Source organism: Acinetobacter sp. 1566109, assembly GCF_000582255.1.
Lineage (GTDB): Bacteria > Pseudomonadota > Gammaproteobacteria > Pseudomonadales > Moraxellaceae > Acinetobacter > Acinetobacter nosocomialis.
On the sequence record NZ_JEYB01000176.1, the window covers coordinates 1 to 1,451 of the forward strand.

The 1,451-nt window shown below is 36.7% G+C and carries 2 protein-coding genes and 3 tRNA genes; 2 read left to right on the forward strand and 3 right to left on the reverse strand.

The window, feature by feature from the left end:
* Positions 1 to 177 precede the first annotated feature (177 nt).
* Positions 178 to 405 carry a helix-turn-helix domain-containing protein gene (locus tag J582_RS25160; protein ID WP_004674114.1) on the forward strand — a complete coding sequence of 76 codons (228 nt, stop codon included), beginning with the start codon at positions 178 to 180 and terminating at the stop codon, positions 403 to 405.
* 324 nt (positions 406 to 729) lie between these two features.
* Here J582_RS25160 and J582_RS25165 read toward each other — a convergent pair.
* The 3 genes from J582_RS25165 to J582_RS25175 all read right to left on the reverse strand — a co-directional run bounded on the left by J582_RS25165 (position 730) and on the right by J582_RS25175 (position 1,047).
* Positions 730 to 805: transfer RNA gene (locus tag J582_RS25165), tRNA-Gly, on the reverse strand.
* Between the two features lie 45 nt (positions 806 to 850).
* A tRNA-Gly gene (locus tag J582_RS25170) sits at positions 851 to 926 on the reverse strand.
* 45 nt (positions 927 to 971) lie between these two features.
* Positions 972 to 1,047 (reverse strand) — tRNA-Gly (locus J582_RS25175).
* Positions 1,048 to 1,277: 230 nt separating this feature from the next.
* Between J582_RS25175 and J582_RS25180 the strand changes: the two genes are divergently transcribed.
* Positions 1,278 to 1,451, forward strand: a 174-nt coding sequence (locus J582_RS25180; RefSeq protein ID WP_032048931.1) for a BolA family protein, incomplete at its 3' end; no start/stop codon positions are given.

A 1,451-nucleotide genomic window follows, 5' to 3' on the forward strand; every position in this document is an offset into this window, starting at 1 on the left:
GTACGAGCGTCGTACTGGATTTTTTCAGCCAGTTGCTGGGCTGTGAGATAGGTATATGACATAATTGTATTCCTAGCGTAATTCATCGGATGTAAGGAATTTTTCATCCTTAGACCTAAAATAACCTCAAATTTAATTAAATGCAATTAAATTTTCATTGTATTAGAGGAAAAATTAATGGTTATTTGTAAGCTACCAATATTGTTGGCTGAAAGAAAAATGCGTGTAGCTGACTTAATTCGTGGTACAGGCATTAATAAGACAACTTTGCATAAGCTTTATAATGGCGAATTGACTCGAATTGATTTGGAGACCATCGATCGAATTTGTGATTATTTGGATGTACAGGTAGGGGATTTATTTGTTTTTGAAAAAGACAATAAAGAACAATCTGTTAGTAAGTAGTTTGGTCACAAATGGTCACATCAAAAAGTGAAATGGCCACAAATTATTGATCATTTGGTAAAAAATACCTTGTTTGGAAGAGAACAGGGTGATTTTTTGCCTTCAAAAAAGCTCTGAAAGTGGTGATCGATTGAGGACATTTAAGGTCAATTAAGACCATTTTTATTGTCGTGGGCACGCCATGGTCACATCTTGGTCACAAAATACAAATTACATTAAGAATATTTTTTATTGAATTGAATCACAAAGGAAGGCGGAATTTTCAAAAATATAATAAAATCAAAAAGAAAAAAGCCCTAATCTTTCGATTAGGGCCTTAGAATTTGGAGCGGGAAACGAGACTCGAACTCGCGACCCCAACCTTGGCAAGGTTATGCTCTACCAACTGAGCTATTCCCGCATATATGAGCAGTTTTTACTAAAACTTTCTCAAAAAAAACCAATTTGGAGCGGGAAACGAGACTCGAACTCGCGACCCCAACCTTGGCAAGGTTATGCTCTACCAACTGAGCTATTCCCGCATATATGAGCAGTTTTTACTAAAACTTTCTCAAAAAAAACCAATTTGGAGCGGGAAACGAGACTCGAACTCGCGACCCCAACCTTGGCAAGGTTATGCTCTACCAACTGAGCTATTCCCGCGTGCCGCTTATAATACATTAAGCAAAACAAGGGTCAACAACTTTATGCAAATAATTATGCTGATTGCATAAAATAAAAACAGAAATGAGCATTTAGAGTTATTTTTATTGATAAGTTGCCGAATAAATAGACATTTTGTTTGAAGTCAAAGCGTACAAGAGCAACTTTTGTTTGTGTGTAGACAGGGTATACTAGGTCTAAATATACGAATAATCGTAAAAGGAAAAGCTATGAGCCTTGAACAACAGTTGATTGAACGGTTACAAACCCTTGCACCTAGCCATTTGGAAGTCATTAATGAGTCTGCTGGCCACGGTGGATATTTTCCAGGTAAAGAATCACATTTTAAAGTGATTGTAGTGAGTGAAGAGTTTAACGGCTTGCGTTTGGTTCAACGTCATCAA

Excerpts from the sequence above, each read along its gene's own strand:
- J582_RS25160 (WP_004674114.1), top strand. The coding sequence starts at position 178 with ATGGTTATTTGTAAGCTACCAATATTGTTGGCTGAAAGAAAAATGCGT.